The sequence below is a fragment of the Faecalibacterium sp. BCRC 81149 genome (genome assembly GCF_022750605.1).
Lineage (GTDB): Bacteria > Bacillota > Clostridia > Oscillospirales > Ruminococcaceae > Faecalibacterium > Faecalibacterium duncaniae.
Genome location: NZ_QXJA01000037.1, coordinates 1 through 1,995 on the forward strand (window position 1 = coordinate 1; position 1,995 = coordinate 1,995).

3 protein-coding genes and 1 pseudogene are annotated in these 1,995 nt (G+C 54.1%); all 4 read right to left on the reverse strand.

The genetic code is table 11. From position 1 onward, the window contains the following. Positions 1 to 148: pseudogene (locus tag D3F01_RS15780) on the reverse strand (conjugal transfer protein TraG); the annotation flags it as partial. After that, positions 145 to 615 (reverse strand): PcfB family protein, encoded by a 471-nt coding sequence (locus D3F01_RS15785; protein ID WP_008982755.1) that lies wholly within the window; start codon positions 613 to 615, stop codon positions 145 to 147. The pseudogene D3F01_RS15780 and the gene D3F01_RS15785, both read right to left, overlap by 4 nt. 100 nt (positions 616 to 715) lie before the next feature. Further along, positions 716 to 1,630: a DUF6017 domain-containing protein gene (locus tag D3F01_RS15790; protein WP_242889605.1), complete on the reverse strand. Its 915-nt coding sequence runs from the start codon at positions 1,628 to 1,630 to the stop codon at positions 716 to 718. Positions 1,631 to 1,758: 128 nt separating this feature from the next. Further along, positions 1,759 to 1,995: hypothetical protein (locus D3F01_RS15795; RefSeq protein WP_242889608.1), on the reverse strand; the 237-nt coding region annotated here is incomplete at its 5' end.

A 1,995-nucleotide genomic window follows, 5' to 3' on the forward strand; every position in this document is an offset into this window, starting at 1 on the left:
CGGAGATGCCGCTCGTTAGGTGCAGCAGCTTGGCCGAAGCATCCGCGCCCGCCGACAGACGGTACGTCTGCCCGCATTTGGCAAACAGGTACACGAACAGCAGATATGGCAGATTCAGCACCAGCAGTTTTTTTAGTTCAGGCTTCATCGTTCCAGCTCCCTTTGCTTGATTTTTTCTTTCGCACGTTTCGGCTGCTGGGCCGCTTTCTGCTTGGCTGCGGTCAGCACCTTGCGGATGGAGGGCCGCTGCTCCTTGGAGAGCGTTTTGGCTGTGAACTCCCGGAACGCCTGTTCCAGATTGTCCGTATCCTTGGCCTTGAAGATCACGATGTAGTGGGGCGGCTGGGTGGTCTTGTCCTTGCGCAAGGTAAAGTCCACGCCGTACTTCTTGGCGCAGGGCTTGAACGCCCCGATGTTCGCCTCCGTGACTTCAATGTTGGTCAGGGCCGCACCATGGGCTTTCAGCTGTTTCAGGCTTTGCTTGCCGTGGTGCAGCTTTGGCCCCTTGGCCCGGTGCTGCAAATACTTTTTCAGGGCGGCTTGCAGCGCTTGGGCGGTGAGCTTGCCCGTTTTCATGGACAGGGCAATGGTTTTCTGGGTGACTTCTTCCTGCAATATGAATCCCTCCTTGTTGCAGAAAATTCAGAGCGGCAGCTAGGGTGGAACCACCAGCCGCCGCAGGTAAAGGGTTCTCATGGATGGGTACTCCTTTCGGTCAGGTGTTGGGCGGGCGGCCCCAATCGGGCTGCGCCATATCGTGCGCCACAAGGGACGCATAGTAGCTGTTGATGGTGCTGGGGGCGTTGAACAGCATGGCCCGCAGGTATTGCTTGATGTTGCGGACTTTGGTGGTGTTGTCCCGCAGGCAGTCCATGACGAACTCGATGTGATGGCTGTCCAGCTTCAAGAATTTCGCCTTGACCAACTCTGCCGGGTAATCGTCCCCGGCCACCCGGATGGACTTGCGGGAAGTGCAGACCGTTTCCAGCAGGATGTCCACGATTTCGTCCAGCTGCTCCCGGTCTATCCGGGGATTCTGGATGAGGGTGTCATACTCAATGTTCTCCAAAATCAGGTCCCGGTAGATTTGATAGGCCGTTTCCTTTCGGCTTCCTGTCCGTTCCGGCGGCGGTGCCGCTGCCTCGTCCTCGTCCAAAGGCAAGGGGTTTGGGGAATGGATAGGAATGGAATCGGTATTTAATCCCTCTTTCTTTTGTTTTTCTGTAATTAGTTTATCTTTATTTAATTGCATTGGATTTTCCAACGTAGGGTTTTCCTGCGTGGGATTCTCCAACGTTGGATTTTCCAATGTAGGTGAAACCGATGCAGGAACGGGCTGCGGCAGCTCGAAAATCACATAGTCTGCACCACGCAGCCGCCCTTTCTCGTCCCGTTCTCTGGAACGCTGGATGTAGCCCGCCTGTTCCAGTTCCCGGATGGCCTGCCGTATCGCGTCGATGCTTTCCCGGTTGATACGGGCCAGCCCTTGCAGGGTGTAGTCCCAATCTTCCGGCAGGGAGAGCATTTGGGAGAGTAAGCCTTTGGCTTTCAGGGACAAGGCCCGGTTCCGCAGGTGGTGGTTTGACATGACCGTGTAGCCGCTGTTCTTTTCTACCCGAAAAACTGCCATTTCACGGATGCCTCCTTTCGTTGCAAACAAAAAAAGCAGCGTCCATTTGCTCCCGGTGATGGGAGAAGTGAACGCTGCGCGTACTTGATAATTTTTAGGTTGTGTGGTATATAAAAGGCAACTATATTTCAAACACGGCTGCCCATCGGGGTGCGATACAAGCAAGTTGCTATCCGATGACCTTGAAAACGAATTGTACTACGATAGTTTTTGAAAAGTTCTGTATCACTACTCGCACCAGTTCCAACAGTGTCGTTTCCAATTCCAATCAGGCAAAGGACATTCATTTTAACCTGTTCGCCCAGCCAAACGGCGGTCGGCTGCTTGCTGTTTTGCTTGTCGGCATTGGTCTGTGGGCAATCCTC

Excerpts from the sequence above, each read along its gene's own strand:
- D3F01_RS15790 (WP_242889605.1), bottom strand. The coding sequence starts at position 1,630 with ATGGCAGTTTTTCGGGTAGAAAAGAACAGCGGCTACACGGTCATGTCA.